Genomic DNA, 16,271 nt, shown 5'->3' with positions numbered 1-16,271 from the left:
CGGCGCGCAGGTCCTGCTCGTGCACCCACACGGCGAAGGCGTGCCGGCGCATGGACTCCTCCAGCGTCAGGTCCGTGCCGAACGGGCCGCGCACTTTCGTGCCCGGGTCGCGCGACTCGTTGCGCAGCTGGCGGTTGCGGCGGATGATCATGTACTCCAGCTCGGAGGTCATCTCCGGCGCCGTGTGGTGGCGGCGCACGTCGACCTGCATCTCCATGTAGCGCTGGTGCTCGTTGGTGACGTGGAACAGGTCGCGCGGCAGCGTGTGGATGGGACGCGGGTCGCCGAGCATCTCGGAGTCCAGGCCGATGACGTGCGAGACCACGTCGCGGACCGACCACCCCGGGCAGGGGGTCCGGCGGTTCCAGTCGGCCTCCGGGAGCGGCTGCACCAGCTCGGATATCGCTTCGATGGAGTGCGTCCAGGCGTCGGCGTAGGGCTGGAGAGTGGGATGCAGACTCACGGAACGGGACCCCTCGGCGGTCGGTACACGGGCAGGTTGTGGCGGCTGTGCCAGTGGCGGTGGCTGCACTCGGTGGGCGTCTCGGGGGCTAAGTTACGCTGCTGTGAGGTACCCCGGCAGTGCTTTCGTGTGACGATCGTAGGCCGTGTGGACGAGTCGAATGCCAGGACGGTGGTATTGTGCGCGCTTCCCTGCTCCAAGTCGCCGTGAACGAGGGCGAATCGGTCGAATCACGCCGGCGCCGGGTCGCCGGGATGGTACGGGAGCAGGCCGGAGCCGATCTCGTCGTGCTGCCGGAGCTGTGGACCACGGGCGCGTTCGCCTACGAGGGGTTCGAGCGCGAGGCGGAACCGCTCGACGGGCCGACCCACGAGGCGATGGCCGGGGCCGCGAGCGACGCGGGCGTGTGGCTGCACGCGGGCTCCGTCCCCGAACGCGCCCCGGACGGCACCCTCTACAACACCTCGCTCGTCCTCTCCCCCTCCGGTGAGACGGCCGCCGTCTACCGCAAGATCCACCGCTTCGGCTTCGACAAGGGCGAGGCCGTGCTGATGGGGGCGGGCGACGCGCTGGTGACGGTGCGCCTGCCGCACACCACCCTGGGCCTGGCCACCTGCTACGACCTCCGCTTCCCCGAGCTCTTCCGCGGCCTGGTCGACGCCGGCGCCGAGACCTTCGTCGTCCCGGCGGGCTGGCCGGAGCGCCGCCGGTCCCACTGGACGCTGCTGGCCCGGGCGCGGGCGGTGGAGAACCAGGCCTTCGTCCTCGCGTGCGGGACGGCCGGGACGCACGCGGGGATCCCGCAGGCGGGCCACTCGATCGTGGTCGACCCCTGGGGCGAGGTCCTGGCCGAGGCCGGTCCCGGCGAGCAGGTCCTCACGGTCGACTTCGACCCGACGACGGTGGCGGGCACCCGGGAACGCTTCCCGGCGCTCAAGGACCGGGTCCTCGGCCTGGACCGCCCGCACCGCTGACCCGCCCGGAGGGGAACGGGCGCGCTCCTACCCCTCCCGCTCCTTCTCCGCCAGGTTGATCACGCACACCGCCACCGCGATCAGCAGCGCCGGGTCCGCGTCCTCCCGCACGACGTCGACGCCGTAGGTGTCCCGGACGTGCAGCCACCGCCGCGAGATCACCGCGAGCAGTTCGCCGTCGTGCTCGACGGCGAACTCCCGGTCCAGGATCCTGCCGCTGACGTCCAGCTCGGTGCCGCCGTCCGCCAGGGAGACCCGGTAGTGGTTGCGCAGCAGGGACAGCCGCTTGCGCCGGACCGTCGCCAGCGGCTCGCCGCCCCGCTCGATCACCATGGTGTCCCGCAGGGCGAACATCTTCTGCCGGATGTCGATGAGGACCCGGCCCTGGGTGTCCTTCAGCTCGAAGGTGTCCCGCAGCCGCATGGCCTTGCCGTCGACGAGGAAGACCCGGTTGCCCCGGTCGTCCTCGATCCAGTAGTCGTCCCCGATCCCGAGGATCCGGTCGCGTACGAGGAATCTCATGGCACCAGGACTTCCCCGCACCCCGCCGCGAAACGCCGCCGGTAGGCCGACGGGCTGAGTCCCGTCGCGCGCCGCAGCCGCACCCGCAGGTTGGCCGCCGTCCCCAGGCCGCTGCGGGCCGCCACCACGTCCAGCCGTTCCTCCCCCTGCTCGATGAGCCGGCACGCCAGGGCCACCCGCTCCCCGGTCAGCCACGCGAGCGGCGTCGTACCGAGCTGCGCGCGGAAACGCCGGTGCAGGGTCGCCGGACTGACCGCCGCGCGGGTGGCCAGGTCCGTCACCGTCAGCGGCTCGTCCAGCCGTTCCTGCGCCCAGGCCAGCACGGTGGCCAGGGACTCGTCCCGTACCTCGGGCACCGGACGTTCCACGAACTGCCGCTGCCCGCCGTCCCGGTGCGCGGCGAACACCAGCCGTCGGGAGACCGCGTGGGCGAGTTCGGCGCCGTGGTCCCGGCGCCACAGGTGCAGCCCCAGGTCCAGCGCGGCCGAGCTGCCCGCGGCGGTGAGGACGTCCCCGTCGTCCACGAACAGCACGTCCGGCTCCAGCAGCACGTGCGGGTGCAGCTTCCTGAAGGAGTCCGCCCACATCCAGTGCGTCGTGGCGCGGCGCCCGTCGAGCAGGCCCGCTTCGGCGAGCGCGAAGGTGCCGGTGCAGAAGCTGACGACACGGGTGCCGTGCGCGTGCGCGCGCCGGATCGCGCCGAGGACGGCCTCCCCCCGGGGCACGACGTTGTCCGGCCGCCCGGGCACGACGAGGGTGTCGGCCTCGTCCACGGCGTCCAGCCCGGCGATCCCGGTCATCGTGAAGAACCCGTGGTTCATGGGAACTTCGGGTGCGGACGTGCACAGCACCACCCGGTACGGCGGGTACGGCAACCCCAGCTCGGGCCGGGGCAGTCCGAACAGCTCGGTGGCCACGCCGACCTCGAACGGATTGGTGCCGTCGTCGACGAGCACGGCGACGCGGTGGGTGCGCACGGGCTGAGAGGATCCTTGCGGCATGCGCGATTTCTAGCACTGGTTCGGTGCCGGCACACCGCCGACCATGAGGGCATGGCACAGGAACCCCTCTCCCTCGACCGGGCCCTCGCCTCCTTCACGGAGCGGTGGAGCCCCCGCATCGTCACCACCGTCAACGATTACGACGTGCGCGTCGCCAAGGTGGAGGGCGAGCACGTGTGGCACGTGCACGACCACACCGACGAGTTCTTCCTCGTCCTCGACGGTGAACTGCACCTCCTCCTGCGCGAACCCTCCGGCGAGCGCACGGCCGTCCTGCCGAAGGGCTCCGTCTTCACCGTCCCCCGCGGCACCGAGCACAAGCCCTGCGCGCCCGTGCCCACCGCGCTCCTCCTCTTCGAACCCACCGGCACCTCGACCGTCGGCGACCGCCACGACGAGGTCCCGGCCCACGTGGACGAGACGACGGGCCACGCCCTCGGCTGACCGCCGTGGCCCCCGCGCCGCCCGAACCGCTGCACGGCGGCGAGGGCGCGGGAAGCGAACCCTCCCGCGCCCTCGGACTCGACCCCGCCGTCACGGAGGGGTGCCGCACCTCTGTGCGACGGCGGCCTCCTGCGGCGGCCCGGGCACCGAGCGCCCGGTCCTGCCGCCTCCACCGACAGGACCGGGCGGGCCGCCCACTCCTGGTTCCGGACGCCCCGGACGCCCGAGGGGCCCGGGCGGGCGCCCGGTCAGACCCCGTACCCGTCGCCGTAGCCGTCGCGGGTGCGGGGCCGGGCCGGGTCGTCGACGACCGGCGTGGCGGGCGGTACGACGACCCGCCTGCGCCGGGCGATGCTGCTGAAGGTCGCGACGCCGATCAGACCGACGATCATGAAGATGATGCCGACGAGGTCAAGGTTGACACCCTGCATGTCCCAGTCGGTCGCGAACGTGAGGATTGCTCCCACGGCGATGAGGATGATGCATCCGCCGAGGCCCATGAGTGTCGCCTCCCTGTCCGGTCTTTCCGGTCACCTCCGGGTACCCGGGAGGGCATCACCCATGCAGCGCTGGAGAGTTGGCCGTCCACGGCCGCCTTGCCGCGACTACCCCTCCAGGAACGCCACCAGCACGTTCGCCAGCAGGAACGGGTCCTTGGCGCCGCACAGTTCGCGCGCGCTGTGCATCGACAGGATGGCCACGCCGATGTCGACGGTCCGGATGCCGTGCCGGGCGGCGGTGATCGGGCCGATGGTGGTGCCGCACGGCATGGAGTTGTTGGAGACGAACGACTGGAAGGGGACGTCCGCCCTCTCGCAGGCCGCCGCGAATACGGCCCGGCCCGAACCGTCCGTGGCGTAGCGGTTGTTGACGTTGACCTTGAGGATCGGGCCGCCGTCGACGCGCGGGTGGTGCGTCGGGTCGTGCCGCTCCGCGTAGTTGGGGTGGACGGCGTGACCGGTGTCGGAGGAGAGGCAGACGGTGCCGGCGAAGGCGCGCGCCCGGTCCTCGTAGGACCCTCCGCGGGCGAACACCGAGCGCTCCAGCACGCCGCCGAGCAGCGGGCCGTCCGCGCCGGTGTCGGACTGGGAGCCGTTCTCCTCGTGGTCGAAGGCGGCCAGGACGGGGATGTACCGCAGGTCCGCGCCGTGCGCGGCGACCGCCGCGAGGGCGGCCGTACCGGCGTGCACGGACAGCAGGTTGTCCATGCGCGGGCCGGCCACCAGCTCCTTGTCGCGGCCCAGGTAGGCCGGCGGTTCCACCGAGTGGACCATCAGGTCCCAGCCGGCGACCTCGCCCGCGGGGACGCCCGAGGTCTCCTCCAGGAAGGCGATGAGGTCGCCGTCGCGCACGTCGTCGCCCATGCCCCAGACGGGCTGGAGGTGCCGCTGCTTGTCGAGCTTGAGGCCGTCGGAGTTGACCGAGCGGTCCAGGTGGATGGCGAGCTGGGGGACGCGCAGCAGCGGACGGTCGACGTTCACCAGCCGGGTGGACCCGTCCCGCAGGGTCAGCCGGCCGGCCAGGCCCAGGTCGCGGTCGAGCCAGGAGTTGAGCAGCGGGCCGCCGTAGATCTCCACCGCCACCTGGCGCCAGCCGTGCGCCCCGATGTCGGGCCGGGGCTTGACCCGCAGGTTGGGGGAGTCGGTGTGGGCGCCGACGATGCGGAAGGGGGTGTGCGGCTCGGCGCCCTCGGGGACGTACCAGGCCACGATCGCGCCGCCGCGCAGGACGTACTTGCCGCCGCTCGTCCCGTCCCAGGCGTCCGTCTCGGCGACCTGCCGGAAGCCGGCCTTGTCCAGCCGTTCGGCGGCGTGCGCCACCGCGTGGTACGGCGTGGGACTCGCCGCCAGGAAGGACATCAGGTCGTCGGTGTGGCCGCGGTCGAAGCGGGAGGGTGCGCTCATGGGATTCACCTTAACGAGGACGAGGGCCCGCTTCCCGGTGCGGGGAGCGGGCCCTCGTACGGTCTCAGGCCGTCTCGTGCGGTCCGGCGGAGAAGGTCCTCGGTGTCCTCAGAAGGCCGCCTCGTCCAGTTCCATCAGGTCGAGCCCGACGTTCTCGGCGAGCTTGCGGGCGCCGGTGACGCCCGGCAGGACGTTGGCCGCGAAGAACTTCGCCGCCGCGATCTTGCCCTGGTAGAACGCCTTGTCCTTGGCGGAGGCGGTCTCCAGCTTCTCGGCGGCCACCGCGGCGCCCTTGAGCAGCAGGTAGCCGACGACGACGTCACCGGAGGCCATCAGCAGGCGGGTGGTGTTCAGGCCCACCTTGTAGATGTTCTTGACGTCCTGCTCGGTGGCCGCGAGGTCGGTGAGCATCAGGCCGACGATGGCCTCCAGCTCGACGGCCGCCTTGGCCAGGTGCTCGCGGGCGGTGGCCAGCTCCTCGCCGCCGGTGCCGAGGGCGAGGAACTTCTTGATGTCCTCGGCCAGCGAGTTCAGGGCCGCGCCCTGGTTGCGGACGATCTTCCGGAAGAAGAAGTCCTGGCCCTGGATGGCGGTGGTGCCCTCGTACAGGGTGTCGATCTTGGAGTCGCGGATGTACTGCTCGATCGGGTACTCCTGCAGGAAGCCGGAGCCGCCGAAGGTCTGCAGCGACTGGGCGAGCTGCTCGTAGGCCTTCTCGGAGCCGTAGCCCTTGACGATCGGCAGGAGCAGGTCGTTCAGCGCGTGGTCGGCGGACGCGTCCTCGCCGTTCGCCTCCTTGACCTGGATGGCGTCCTGGACCGAGGCGGTGTACATCACCAGGGCGCGCATGCCCTCCGCGTACGCCTTCTGCGTCATCAGCGAGCGGCGCACGTCGGGGTGGTGGGTGATGGTGACCTTGGGCGCGGACTTGTCCATGAAGTTCGCCAGGTCGGGACCCTGGACGCGCTCCTTGGCGTACTCCAGCGCGTTGAGGTAGCCGGTGGAGAGGGTGGAGATCGCCTTCGTGCCGACCATCATGCGGGCGAACTCGATGATGCGGAACATCTGGCGGATGCCGTCGTGCTTGTCGCCGATCAGCCAGCCCTTGGCGGGGTGCCGGTCGCCGAACGTCATCTCGCAGGTGTTGGAGGCCTTCAGGCCCATCTTGTGCTCGACGTTCGTGGCGTAGACGCCGTTGCGCTCGCCCAGCTCGCCGGTCTCGAAGTCGAACAGGTACTTCGGGACGAGGAAGAGGGACAGGCCCTTGGTGCCGGGGCCGGCGCCCTCGGGGCGCGCGAGCACGTAGTGGAGGATGTTCTCCGACATGTCGTGCTCACCCGAGGTGATGAAGCGCTTCACGCCCTCGATGTGCCAGGAGCCGTCCTCCTGCTGGACCGCCTTGGTGCGGCCGGCGCCGACGTCCGAGCCGGCGTCCGGCTCGGTGAGCACCATCGTGGAGCCCCACTGCTTCTCGGTGGCGAACTTCGCGATGTGCTTCTGGACCTCGTTGCCCTCCTCGAAGAGGATGCCGGCGAAGGCCGGGCCGGAGGAGTACATCCACACGGCCGGGTTGGCACCGAGGATGAGCTCGGCGTAGGCCCAGATGAGGGAGCGGGGAGCGGTGGTGCCGCCGATCTCCTCGGGCAGGCCCAGGCGCCAGTACTCGGAGTCCATGAAGGCCTGGTAGCTCTTCTTGAAGGACGCCGGGACCGGCGCGGTGCTGGTCTCGGGGTCGAAGACCGGCGGGTTGCGGTCGGCGTCGGCGAAGGACTCGGCCAGCTCGTTCTCCGAGAGGCGGGTCAGCTCCTCGAGGATGCTCTTCGCGGTGTCGACGTCCATCTCCTCGAACGGACCCGTGCCGTACAGCTTGTCGCGTCCGAGTACTTCGAAGAGGTTGAACTCGATGTCGCGGAGATTCGACTTGTAGTGCCCCATGGCGACGGCTCCGTTTGAGAGGGATCGGCGAGGCACTGACTCCTCGCACTACTTCACGTACCAACAAGTAACTCCGATGATGCTACCCGTCGGTAATAAGAAGCAACCCCGATCCGGACATCTGTGACCCACCCCTCCCGCGGGGTCAGTAGTCTGTGCGGCATGTACGGCTACGACCAGAACGCAGGCGCACAGCAGGGTTACGTCCCGCCGCAGCAGCAGATGCCGGGCGGGTACGGACAGCAGGCGCCGCTGTATCCCGAGCCGTCCCCGCCCTCGCTCGCGGACGCGGTGCGCGCGTTCACCACGGGCCAGATGGCCGCCGAGGACTTCCAGCAGATCTTCGCGACGTCCAAGGTGTACTGCCCGCGCGGCGACAACCCCGGGTTCCTCGCCCTGCACAACACCCAGCAGCCGGTGATCCCGATGTTCACCTCGCTCAAGGAGCTGCGGCGGTACGCGGGCAAGGAGTCCAAGTACTTCGTGATCACCGGTGCCGAGGTGATCGACCTGCTGCCGACCGGCTACGGCTTCGTGCTCGACATGGAGGGCGAGCACCGGATGGTGTTCGACGCGAAGGCCGTGGAACAGATGGTCGACTTCGCGATGCGCCGGATGTACGGCTAGCCGCCGTTGTTCCGTGGGCGACCGGAGTGCCGGACGGTCGGAGTGCCGGACGGCCGTGCCGTGCGGTCCGCCGACCCGTGCGACGCCCGCACCGAGCCCGGAGGGAATGCCCTCCGGGCTTTCTCGGTTTGAGGTGGCAGAAAGTTCAACGCTCAACTAAAGTGGTCGTACACGAGGAGGTACCGACATGCCCGCAGTGACCGTCGAGAACCCGTTGACGCTGCCCCGCGTGACCGCACCGGCCGAGGCCGTGGCGCGTCCCGTGCTCACCGTCACGACCGCGCCCAGCGGTTTCGAGGGCGAGGGCTTCCCGGTGCGCCGGGCGTTCGCCGGGATCAACTACCGCCATCTCGACCCGTTCATCATGATGGACCAGATGGGTGAGGTGGAGTACGCGCCGGGCGAGCCCAAGGGCACCCCCTGGCACCCCCACCGGGGCTTCGAGACCGTCACCTACATCATCGACGGGGCCTTCGACCACCAGGACTCCCACGGCGGTGGCGGCAGCATCACCAACGGCGACACCCAGTGGATGACGGCCGGCTCCGGCCTGCTGCACATCGAGGCGCCGCCGGAGCAGCTCGTCATGTCCGGCGGACTCTTCCACGGGCTCCAGCTCTGGGTGAACCTCCCCGCCAAGGACAAGATGATGGCGCCGCGCTACCAGGACATCCGGGGCGGCAGTGTCCAGCTGCTCACCTCCCCCGACGGCGGCGCGCTGCTGCGGGTCATCGCCGGTGAGCTGGACGGCCACGAGGGCCCGGGCATCACGCACACGCCGATCACGATGGTCCACGCGACGCTCGCGCCGGGCGCCGAGATCACGCTCCCCTGGCGCGAGGACTTCAACGGTCTGGCCTACGTCATGGCGGGCCGGGGCGCCGTGGGCACGGAGCGCCGCCCGATCCACCTGGGGCAGACCGCGGTCTTCGGCACCGGTTCCTCGCTGACCGTCCGGGCGGACGAGAAGCAGGACTCCCACACGCCGGACCTGGAGGTCGTGCTCCTCGGCGGACGGCCCATCCGTGAGCCCATGGCCCACTACGGCCCGTTCGTGATGAACACCCGCGAGGAGCTCCAGCAGGCGTTCGAGGACTTCCAGAAGGGCCGCCTGGGCACGGTCCCGGCCGTGCACGGGATGTCCGAGGGCGGTCTGTAGAGCCCGCCGGAACCCCGCTGAACGAGCCCCGTCCGGGTCAGGACGGGGCTCGTTCACGTGGGTACGAGTACGCGGAGGTACGGCAGGGCGGTGGTCCTCAGGGCGACGGGCTCACGATGCCGATCGCGCCCGACCCCGGGCCCGCCCCCGACCCGCAGGCCCGCGTGCGGGCCGTGCGCCCGGCCGCTCAGTCGGGTCCGTCGCCGTCGGACCCGACTGAGCCGTCGGGCCCGGTCCCGTCCGTCTCGTACAGCTCGAACCAGATGCTCTTGCCCTCGCCGCGGGGGGCCACCCCCCAGGTGTGGGCCAGGAGCTCGATCAGGAGCAGACCGCGGCCGGAGGACGCCAGCTCGCCCGGTCTGCGCCGGTGCGGAAGGTCGTCGCCGGCGTCGGTGACCTCGACGCGCATCCGGCGCCCGCCCCGCCCGCCGGTGACCTCGGCGACCAGCAGGGCGTCGGTGTCGGTGTGCACGAGGACGTTGGTGAGCGTCTCCGACAGCAGCAGCACCGCCGAGTCCACCTGGTCCGGCGACGACCAGTCGTGCAGCAGCTCGCGCAGCTGCTGCCGGGCCGCCGCGACCCGCTCGGGCTCGGCCTGGGCCACCGTCAGCATGGTGCGGCGCACCAGCGGCCGCACCGCGTCCGTCTCCGCGCCGCAGACGCTCCCCCCGCCCTGCCGGCACAGCAGCAGCACGGCGATGTCGTCCTCGCGGCGGTCGATCAGCGGGCCGGTGGTGTGGTGCGAGGAGGGACCGAGCACCGCCTGCACCAGGGCCTCGGCCAGTTCCTCCAGGTTGCCCCGGTGCTCCTCGAGGATGCTGCGCAGCCGCCGCCGGCCGGTGTCCAGGTCGTGGCCGCCGGTCTCGACCAGCCCGTCCGTGCAGATCAGCATGGTCTCGCCGGACTCCAGGACCAGCCGGGTGGTGGGGTAGTCGGCGTCCGGGTCGATGCCCAGCGGCAGTCCGCCCGCCGTCGGCCGGGTCAGCACCGTCGCGTCGGGCATGCGGATCACCGGGTCCAGGTGCCCGGCACGGGCGACCTCCAGCACCCCGCTCGCGGGGTCGACCTCGACGTACAGACAGGTCGCGAAGCGCAGCTCGGCGGGGTCCGCCTCGCCGAGTCCGTGCAGGAAGCGGGAGGCCCGGGAGAGCACGGCGTCCGGGCGGTGGCCCTCGGCGGCGTACGCCCGCAGGGCTATGCGCAACTGGCCCATCAGCCCGGCCGCCCGTACGTCGTGGCCCTGGACGTCCCCGATGACCAGGGCGAACCGTCCGTTCGGCAGCGGGATCACGTCGTACCAGTCGCCGCCGACCTGGAGCCCGCCGCCGGTGGGGACGTAGCGGGCGGCCACGCTCATGCCCGGAATGCGCTGCGGACCGAGCCGGGGCAGCATCGAGCGCTGCAGCCCGTCGGTCAGCGCCCGCTCGGTCTCGGCCGTGCCCGCCCGGGAGAGCGCCTGGGCCAGCATGCGCGCCACGGTGGTCAGCACGGAGCGCTCGTCGGGGGTGAACGCGACCGGGTAGGTGAAGCCCGCCATCCACGCGCCCATCGGGTTCCCGGCCACGGTCAGCGGCAGGAACGCCCAGGACCGGCGGCCGAAGCGCTGGGCGAGCGGCCAGGTGAGCGGGTAGCGCCGCCTGTACTCCTCCGGGGAGGAGAGGTACACCGCACGGCCCGTCCGCACCACCTCGGCGGCCGGATAGTCCGTGTCCAGCGGCAGGTAGGTGAACGGACCCTCGTCGCCGGGTTCCTGCCCGTGGTGGCCGATGATCGTGAGCCGGTCACCCTCCACGCCGAAGACGGCCAGTCCGTCCGGTGAGAAGCCCGGCATCGACAGGTTGGCGGCGACCCGCAGCACCTCCTGCGTCGACCGCGCCTCGGCCAGGGCCCGGCCCGCGTCCAGCAGGAACGCCTCCCGCGACCGCCGCCAGTCGCCGGTGACCGCACTGCGTCCGGCGGGCGTGCCCGGCATGGGCTCGGCGACCTCCTGGAGGGTGCCGGTCAGGACGTAGGCCTTGCGGACGCGGTTGAAGGTGGGCTTGGAGCGGCTGCGCACCACCCGGACGACCCGGTTCTGGTCGTCCATGATCCGGATCCGCACCTCGGCGAGCGTGCCCTCGGCGACGGCGAGGCGGATCACACCGGTGATCTCGTTCCAGTCGACGGGGTGCAGACGGGACCGGACCTGGGCCTCCGTGAGGGTGGTCCGTTCGGCGGGGAGCCCGAGCAGCCGTGCCGCCACGGCGTCGACCGTGACCATCCCGGCCGCGGTGTCCCAGTGCCACAGGCCGGTGTCGAGGAGGGCGAGGACGTCCCCCAGGGAGGGCAAGGGCTCACCGGTACGCATTGCCCCACTTTAGGAAGATGGTGACGAAAAATGCCACCGAGGGTGTACACCGGCACGAGTGGTAATGACGGGGAAGCGGGTACGGGGCGGCCGGTAGGCTGGGGAGGAGTTTCACGTGAAACAAAGAGAAGCAAAGACCCCGATCCGCGAAGACTGGATGAACGACGATGCATCGGTACAGGTCCCACACCTGCGGCGAGCTCCGCGCCTCTGACGTCGGTACCGACGTCCGGCTGAGTGGCTGGCTGCACAATCGGCGCGACCTGGGCGGCATCCTCTTCATCGATCTGCGCGATCACTACGGCATCACGCAGCTCGTGGCCCGGCCGGGCACGGAGGCGTACGAGGCGCTGGACAAGCTCTCCAAGGAGACGGTGGTCCGCGTCGACGGCAAGGTCGTCTCGCGCGGCGAGGAGAACGTCAACCCCGAGCTGCCGACCGGTGAGGTCGAGGTCGAGGTCGGTGTGGTCGAGGTGCTGGGCGAGGCGGCCCCGCTCCCCTTCACGATCAACGCCGAGGACGGTGTCAACGAGGAGCGGCGCCTGGAGTACCGCTTCCTGGACCTGCGCCGCGAGCGCATGCACCGCAACATCATGCTGCGGACGCAGGTCATCTCGGCGATCCGCCAGAAGATGACGGCGTTGGGCTTCAACGAGATGGCGACGCCGATCCTGAGCGCCACCTCTCCCGAGGGCGCCCGTGACTTCGTGGTCCCCTCGCGCCTCAACCCGGGCAAGTTCTACGCGCTGCCGCAGGCCCCGCAGCAGTTCAAGCAGCTGCTGATGATCTCCGGCTTCGACCGCTACTTCCAGATCGCGCCCTGCTTCCGGGACGAGGACGCCCGCGCGGACCGTTCGCCGGGCGAGTTCTACCAGCTCGACGTGGAGATGAGCTTCGTCGAGCAGGAGGACGTCTTCCAGCCGATCGAGAAGCTGATGACCGAGCTCTTCGAGGAGTTCGGCAACGGCCGCCATGTGACGTCCCCGTTCCCGCGGATCCCGTTCCGCGAGGCGATGCTGAAGTACGGCTCCGACAAGCCGGACCTGCGCGCCAAGCTGGAGCTCGTCGACATCACCGACATCTTCGAGGGCTCGGAGTTCAAGGCGTTCGCCGGCAAGCACGTGCGCGCGCTGCCGGTGCCCGACGTCTCCGGCCAGCCCCGCAAGTTCTTCGACCAGCTCGGCGACTTCGCGGTCACGCAGGGCGCGAAGGGCCTGGCCTGGGTGCGGGTCGGCGAGGACGGCTCGCTGACCGGCCCGATCGCGAAGTTCCTCACCGAGGAGAACGTCGCGGAGCTGACCAAGCGGCTCTCCCTGGCCCCCGGCCACGCCGTGTTCTTCGGTGCGGGCGAGTTCGACGAGGTCTCGAAGATCATGGGCGCGGTCCGTGTCGAGGCCGCCAAGCGGGCCGGGCAGTTCGAGGAGAACGTCTTCCGCTTCTGCTGGATCGTCGACTTCCCGATGTACGAGAAGGACGAGGAGACCGGCGCGATCGACTTCTCGCACAACCCCTTCTCGATGCCCCAGGGCGGTCTGGAGGCCCTGGAGACCCAGGACCCGCTGGACATCCTGGGCTGGCAGTACGACATCGTCTGCAACGGCGTCGAGCTGTCCTCCGGTGCGATCCGGAACCACGAGCCGGAGATCATGCTCAAGGCCTTCGAGATCGCGGGTTACGACCGGGAGACGGTCGAGGAGAAGTTCGCCGGCATGCTCCGCGCGTTCCGCTTCGGCGCCCCGCCGCACGGCGGCATCGCGCCCGGTGTCGACCGCATCGTCATGCTGCTCGCCGACGAGCCCAACATCCGCGAGACCATCGCCTTCCCGCTCAACGGCAACGCCCAGGACCTGATGATGGGCGCCCCGACCGAGCTGGAGGAGTCGCGCCTGAAGGAGCTGCACCTCTCGGTGCGCAAGCCGCAGCCGAAGTAGGCCCGGCAGGGGGAGGGGCCCGGAACCGATGCCGGTTCCGGGCCCTCGCCGTCGTGCACGACGGACGCGGACGGCTCAGCGGGCCACGAACTGGGTCAGGATGGCCTGGACCTCGTAGATGTCGACGCCCTTGGTGAAGGTCTTCTGGATGGGGGCCGGGGACCCGGAGAGCCAGATCTTCAGTTCGGCGTCGAGGTCGAAGGTGCCGGCGGTCTCCACCGCGAAGTGGGTGATGCTGCGGTACGGGATGGAGTGGTACTCCACCTTCTTGCCGGTGATGCCCTGCTTGTCGACCAGGATGAGGCGGCGGTCGGTGAACAGGATGGTGTCGCGGATCAGCAGGAACGCGGCGTGCACCTGCTCGCCGTGGCCCAGCAGACGGGCGTAGTCCTGCTGTGCCTGCGCCGGGTCGACGGTGTGCGCGTTGCCGAAGAGTGCCATGGAACGAGAACCCCCCACGTGAGTGGCGGCGGCCGGGCGGCCGCCCTCGGATGATCCTCGCAAAGCGAGGGGCCCGGGAGAAGGTTCCGCTTCTCCCGGGCCCCTGCTGTTGCGAGCGTGTTACCCGGCGGGCTTCTCCTCGAGACGCGGGAACAGGACCGCGCCCTTGGTGACCGTCGAGCCGACGGGCAGCAGGCCCCAGGTGCCGGCCTCCTGGACCTTCTGGTCCGCGAGGGCCCCGAGGGACGCCTCGGCGCCGAGGGAGTCCCAGAGCTTCTGCGAGGTCTCCGGCATGACCGGGTTCAGCAGGACCGCCACCGCGCGCAGGGACTCCGCGGCGGTGTAGAGGATCGTCGCGAGGCGGGCCTTGCCCTCGTCGGAGGTGTCCTTCGCGACCTTCCAGGGCTCCTGCTCGGTGATGTAGCCGTTGACCTGCTTGACGAAGTCGAAGACGGCCAGGATGCCGCCCTGGAAGTCCAGCTCGTCGCCGATCTTCCGGTCCGCCTCCGCGACGGCCTTCGCCAGGCCGTCGTGGATCGCCTTCTCCGCGTCACCGGACGCCGTCGCCTCCGGCAGCTCGCCGCCGAAGTACTTGCCGACCATGGCCGCCACGCGGGAGGCGAGGTTGCCGTAGTCGTTGGCCAGCTCGCTGGTGTAGCGGGCGGAGAAGTCCTCCCAGGAGAAGGAGCCGTCCTGGCCGAAGGCGATGGCGCGCAGGAAGTACCAGCGGTACGCGTCCACCCCGAAGTGCGAGGTCAGGTCCTGCGGCTTGATGCCGGTCAGGTTGGACTTGCTCATCTTCTCGCCGCCGACCATCAGCCAGCCGTTCGCGGCGACCTTCCCGGGCAGGGGGAGGCCCTGCGCCATCAGCATGGCCGGCCAGATGACCGCGTGGAAGCGCAGGATGTCCTTGCCGACCAGGTGGACGTCGGCGGGGAAGGTCTCCTCGAACTTCTCCGGGTTCTCGTTGTAGCCGACCGCGGTGGCGTAGTTCAGCAGCGCGTCGACCCACACGTAGATGACGTGCTTGTCGTCCCAGGGGACCGGCACGCCCCAGTCGAACGTCGAGCGGGAGATGGACAGGTCCTGCAGGCCCTGGCGGACGAAGTTCACGACCTCGTTGCGGGCGGACTCGGGCTGGATGAAGCCCGGGTTGGCCTCGTAGTGGGCGAGCAGCTTGTCGCCGTACTCGCTCAGCTTGAAGAAGTAGTTCTCCTCGCTGAGGATCTCCACCGGCTTCTTGTGGATCGGGCACAGCTTCTGGCCCGCGTACTCGCCCTCGCCGTCGAGCAGCTCGCCGGGGAGCTTGTACTCCTCGCAGCCCACGCAGTACGGGCCCTCGTAGCCGCCCTTGTAGATCTCACCCTTGTCGTAGAGATCCTGGACGAACTCCTGGACGCGGTCGGTGTGCCGCTTCTGCGTGGTGCGGATGAAGTCGTCGTTCGCGATCTCCAGGTGCGCCCAGAGGGGCTCCCAGGACTCGGTGACGAGCTTGTCCGCCCACTCCTGCGGGCTGACGCCGTTCGCCTCCGCGGTGCGCATGATCTTCTGACCGTGCTCGTCCGTGCCGGTGAGGAACCACACCTTCTCGCCACGCTGACGGTGCCAGCGGGTGAGCACGTCGCCTGCGACGGTCGTATAGGCGTGGCCCAGGTGAGGAGCGTCGTTGACGTAGTAGATGGGGGTCGAGACGTAGTACGCCTTCGCCCCTTGCTTCTCGGATCCAGTGGCCGCCATGGGCGAAATCCTACTGGTCGCGCAGAGATCGACTCACCTGCGTTTCGGGGGGTGGACGAGGGGCTTCCGGTGCCCTGCTCGTCCACCCCCCGGGGGTGTCGCGTGTGCTCCGCGGTGTCCCTACGGGCGCCAGGAGGCCAGGACGGCCTCGTAGAGCTCCTGGTCGGTGAGCTCCTTCGGGGTCTCGCCGGCGAGGAAGTGGGCCGTGTTGGGTGCCTTGAGCTTGCGGAGGTAGTCGAAGGCCTTGTTCTCCGGGTCCCCGAAGGCGACGAAGGAGAAGAAGACCGCGGGGTGGGTCTTGGCGGCCTCGGTGAGGGCCTGGGTGGCCGGGGTCTTCGCGTCGGGGGCACCGTCCGTCTGGAAGACCACCAGGGCGGGGGTGTCGGGGCCGGCGGCGCTCTTGTCGTGGAGGGCGAGGACCTCCGCCACGGCCGCGTGGTAGCTCGTACGGCCCATGCGGCCGAGGGAGGCGTGCAGCGTGTCGATCTTGTTCTCGTGGTCGGTGAGGGTGAGCTCGCCGGTGCCGTCGAGCTCGGTGGAGAAGAAGACGACCTTGACCGTGGCCTCGGGGTCGAGGTGGGCGGCGAGGGCGAGGGTCTGCTCGGCGAGGGCCTGGGCGGAGCCGTCCTTGTAGTACGGGCGCATGGAGGCGGAGCGGTCGAGCACGAGGTAGACCTTGGCGCGGGTGCCGGTGAGGCCGTTCTTCTCGAGGGCGGCGCCGGCGGCCTCGTGGGCGGTGGCGAGGAGGGGGGTGAGTTCGCCTGCGGCGGGCTCGGGGGCGTCCTC

The 16,271-nt window shown here is 70.5% G+C and carries 15 protein-coding genes; 5 read left to right on the top strand and 10 right to left on the bottom strand.

Features of this window, described 5'->3' with window-relative positions:
• On the bottom strand, nt 1-463 hold a 463-nt coding region (locus B7L92_RS22125; RefSeq protein WP_143626363.1), incomplete at its 3' end, for a maleylpyruvate isomerase N-terminal domain-containing protein.
• 179 nt (nt 464-642) lie between these two features.
• Between B7L92_RS22125 and B7L92_RS22120 the strand changes: the two genes are divergently transcribed.
• The gene (locus B7L92_RS22120; RefSeq protein WP_081239215.1) at nt 643-1,437 is read left to right on the top strand and encodes a carbon-nitrogen family hydrolase; all 795 of its coding nucleotides are present in this window, start codon (nt 643-645) and stop codon (nt 1,435-1,437) included.
• 27 nt (nt 1,438-1,464) lie between these two features.
• Here the strand turns inward: B7L92_RS22120 and B7L92_RS22115 are convergent, their stop codons facing one another.
• Nucleotides 1,465-1,959: an LURP-one-related/scramblase family protein gene (locus B7L92_RS22115; RefSeq protein ID WP_081239214.1), complete on the bottom strand. Its 495-nt coding sequence runs from the start codon at nt 1,957-1,959 to the stop codon at nt 1,465-1,467.
• A complete protein-coding gene (locus tag B7L92_RS22110) occupies nt 1,956-2,960 on the bottom strand; it encodes a GlxA family transcriptional regulator (protein ID WP_081239213.1) in 1,005 nt (334 codons plus the stop codon). Before B7L92_RS22110 ends, B7L92_RS22115 begins: the two co-directional genes overlap by 4 nt.
• Before the next feature lie 51 nt (nt 2,961-3,011).
• On the opposite strand from B7L92_RS22110, the gene B7L92_RS22105 reads away from it, so the two are divergent.
• Nucleotides 3,012-3,404, top strand: coding sequence for a cupin domain-containing protein (locus tag B7L92_RS22105; RefSeq protein WP_081239212.1), 393 nt, complete (start codon nt 3,012-3,014; stop codon nt 3,402-3,404).
• A 248-nt stretch (nt 3,405-3,652) separates the two neighbouring features.
• Here the strand turns inward: B7L92_RS22105 and B7L92_RS22095 are convergent, their stop codons facing one another.
• From B7L92_RS22095 to B7L92_RS22085, 3 genes are all read right to left on the bottom strand, one after another.
• Nucleotides 3,653-3,904, bottom strand: coding sequence for a DUF6458 family protein (locus B7L92_RS22095; protein ID WP_081239210.1), 252 nt, complete (start codon nt 3,902-3,904; stop codon nt 3,653-3,655).
• A gap of 105 nt (nt 3,905-4,009) precedes the next feature.
• Complete coding sequence (locus tag B7L92_RS22090; protein WP_081239209.1) at nt 4,010-5,308, bottom strand: M18 family aminopeptidase; 1,299 nt, start codon at nt 5,306-5,308, stop codon at nt 4,010-4,012.
• A 108-nt stretch (nt 5,309-5,416) separates the two neighbouring features.
• Nucleotides 5,417-7,243 carry an acyl-CoA dehydrogenase gene (locus tag B7L92_RS22085; RefSeq protein ID WP_081239208.1) on the bottom strand — a complete coding sequence of 609 codons (1,827 nt, stop codon included), beginning with the start codon at nt 7,241-7,243 and terminating at the stop codon, nt 5,417-5,419.
• Between the two features lie 162 nt (nt 7,244-7,405).
• Between B7L92_RS22085 and B7L92_RS22080 the strand changes: the two genes are divergently transcribed.
• Nucleotides 7,406-7,870 (top strand): SseB family protein, encoded by a 465-nt coding sequence (locus B7L92_RS22080; RefSeq protein WP_004985747.1) that lies wholly within the window; start codon nt 7,406-7,408, stop codon nt 7,868-7,870.
• A 187-nt stretch (nt 7,871-8,057) separates the two neighbouring features.
• Nucleotides 8,058-9,029, top strand: coding sequence for a pirin family protein (locus tag B7L92_RS22075; RefSeq protein ID WP_081239207.1), 972 nt, complete (start codon nt 8,058-8,060; stop codon nt 9,027-9,029).
• A gap of 187 nt (nt 9,030-9,216) precedes the next feature.
• Here the strand turns inward: B7L92_RS22075 and B7L92_RS22070 are convergent, their stop codons facing one another.
• Complete coding sequence (locus tag B7L92_RS22070) at nt 9,217-11,376, bottom strand: ATP-binding SpoIIE family protein phosphatase (protein WP_081239206.1); 2,160 nt, start codon at nt 11,374-11,376, stop codon at nt 9,217-9,219.
• Between the two features lie 167 nt (nt 11,377-11,543).
• Between B7L92_RS22070 and aspS the strand changes: the two genes are divergently transcribed.
• The gene (gene aspS, locus B7L92_RS22065) at nt 11,544-13,307 is read left to right on the top strand and encodes an aspartate--tRNA ligase (protein ID WP_081239205.1); all 1,764 of its coding nucleotides are present in this window, start codon (nt 11,544-11,546) and stop codon (nt 13,305-13,307) included.
• Nucleotides 13,308-13,382: 75 nt separating this feature from the next.
• On the opposite strand, the gene B7L92_RS22060 is transcribed toward aspS, so the two are convergent.
• The 3 genes from B7L92_RS22060 to B7L92_RS22050 all read right to left on the bottom strand — a co-directional run.
• Complete coding sequence (locus B7L92_RS22060; RefSeq protein WP_004985738.1) at nt 13,383-13,748, bottom strand: PH domain-containing protein; 366 nt, start codon at nt 13,746-13,748, stop codon at nt 13,383-13,385.
• 120 nt (nt 13,749-13,868) lie between these two features.
• Entirely contained in the window at nt 13,869-15,485 is a 1,617-nt protein-coding gene (metG, locus tag B7L92_RS22055; protein WP_081239204.1) for a methionine--tRNA ligase, read from the bottom strand.
• Between the two features lie 120 nt (nt 15,486-15,605).
• Nucleotides 15,606-16,271: VWA domain-containing protein (locus tag B7L92_RS22050; protein ID WP_143626362.1), on the bottom strand; the 666-nt coding region annotated here is incomplete at its 5' end.

Source organism: Streptomyces viridosporus (assembly GCF_002078235.1).
Classification (GTDB): Bacteria; Actinomycetota; Actinomycetes; order Streptomycetales; family Streptomycetaceae; genus Streptomyces; species Streptomyces viridosporus.
Note: the sequence above shows the minus strand (reverse complement) of the source record. Positions and strands in the feature narration are given on the sequence as shown.